The sequence below is a fragment of the Gelidibacter sp. genome (assembly GCF_035577925.1).
GTDB lineage: Bacteria > Bacteroidota > Bacteroidia > Flavobacteriales > Flavobacteriaceae > Gelidibacter.
The window spans coordinates 1-1,720 of sequence record NZ_DATJCY010000127.1 but is presented as its reverse complement, the minus strand read 5'-3'; the positions used below and the strand labels follow the sequence as shown (position 1 = coordinate 1,720).

The window sequence follows — 1,720 nt, the reverse complement described above, 5'->3', positions numbered from 1 at the left end:
CATTCTAAAATTGTGGTAATTGCTGCTGGATACACTAATCTTATCAATATTGATGGCTTGGAAACCTATATCGCACCACATCCAAGAGCTGCTGCTGCAAAGGAGCGCATTTGGTTAAAAAACGAAGACCATCTGGTGGCGGAAGGTTTGTATGTTGCAGGAACTTTGGCGGGATGGAGAAGTCAATTTTCGATTGCCAGTGGTAGTGGCGCACAGGTGGCTACTGATATTTTAACACTTTGGAATGGCGGCATGGATGCCCATGTTCATGATAAAAATGAGGGGTAGAGTTTTGGGCTATTGTGAGATAAAATTTTATTTTTTATTTTTTGAAGCTGTTCTCGATAGGCTTCAAGAATAGTATTAATATTTTCTTCTATCAATTGAAACTATAACTTTTTCTATTCCCAGTCGCTGCCATTCTCCATTTCTAAATTCTGGACGTGATCTTAAGTTCCCCAAAACGCCTGAACTTTCTTTAAATCTATGGGCGTTCCAAATTTGTTGTTTATTAGTTCCATTTTTATAAAAGGTAGTTATATAAGCCGTTTTTGTCAGTAATAATCTACGTTTAAAGTCTGTCTCACTTGGGGGATTTAATTCGATTGGCAGAAGAGATCCATCGGAATAAGGACGGTAATTTGCTGGTCGATAATAGTCTTTTAGAGGTGGCTGTACTTTCAATTTAATTGCTTCTGTATCTTTTTCTTTAATCTCAATTTTTACATTTGATAACACAGTATCTATTAATTCACTATCGTATTCATCTAAAAAATCTTGTTTAATTAGTTCTAGTAGTTTTTCTTCAAAATCGTCTGAAGTTATTTTTTGTACTAATTCTTGTCGTTCTTTTTTGCTGTTTAACTTTCTTAAAGCTTTTAAAGTGAAGTTTTGTAATGTTTCAAAATTAAAATTGTCTTTACTAAATAATTCTACGAATTTTTCACCTGCCTTATTATCCTTTTCAAATTTAATCATTTCTATAAGGATTGGCTCTTCTTGTTTTGATAAGTTTCCATCATAGAATATTTGAATTGCGTGTCCAATTAGAATTCCATATTCCAATTTAAACTGGCGCATATAGGTAAAGAGTTGACGCTGATGTTTTGATGTCAATGGAATGTTAGGTTGTTTGATTTCAATGACAAATAACTTTTGACCATTTGGAGCTTTGACAATAAAATCGGGGGTGATTTCATTAGCTGCTCCAAATTGTGAAAGCGTTCGGATTTCTAAATCACCTAAATATTCTTTCCATTCTAATACTCTTAGTGCTTGTGTTACATATGGTTCAAATGCACTTTCACTAATATCCATAGGGACATTCTCAAATAACAAGAAATTGATTTCATTCCATTTTTCTTTGTTGTTATCCATAGTTTCATTTTTTACTTTAGCAAAGTTAATCTAAATGACAGCCATTATTTTAATTAAACTTTTGACTAATCTAAACAATTAAATACAATTTAAGCTATTTTTAAATTGAGATTTACGTCAATGTTAATGGAAAATACTGATACTAGTTGTTGATAGAAAACGCCAATAACGTCATAATAATATAAGAAGTTAAAAGACGCAATGAACTATAACAATAAAAAATTCAGGCCAGTTCAGAATTCTGAAAATGGAGAAACCTCAGAAGAAACCATTTTTGAATATAAGCAAACCGGGAATATTTTAACTTCTGAATATAAAGGTGGACAAATAATAAAAGGCCATC

The 1,720-nt window shown here is 32.2% G+C and carries 1 protein-coding gene and 1 pseudogene; one reads left to right on the top strand and one right to left on the bottom strand.

The window, feature by feature from the left end; all coding sequences use genetic code 11:
* Window positions 1-288, top strand: a pseudogene (locus VNJ50_RS04345) (NAD(P)/FAD-dependent oxidoreductase); the annotation flags it as partial.
* Window positions 289-363: 75 nt separating this feature from the next.
* Here the strand turns inward: VNJ50_RS04345 and VNJ50_RS04340 are convergent.
* On the bottom strand, window positions 364-1,377 hold the full coding sequence (locus VNJ50_RS04340; protein ID WP_325579405.1) for a hypothetical protein: 1,014 nt from the start codon (window positions 1,375-1,377) through the stop codon (window positions 364-366).
* Window positions 1,378-1,720 lie beyond the last annotated feature (343 nt).

Excerpts from the sequence above, each read along its gene's own strand:
- VNJ50_RS04340 (WP_325579405.1), bottom strand. The coding sequence starts at position 1,377 with ATGGATAACAACAAAGAAAAATGGAATGAAATCAATTTCTTGTTATTT.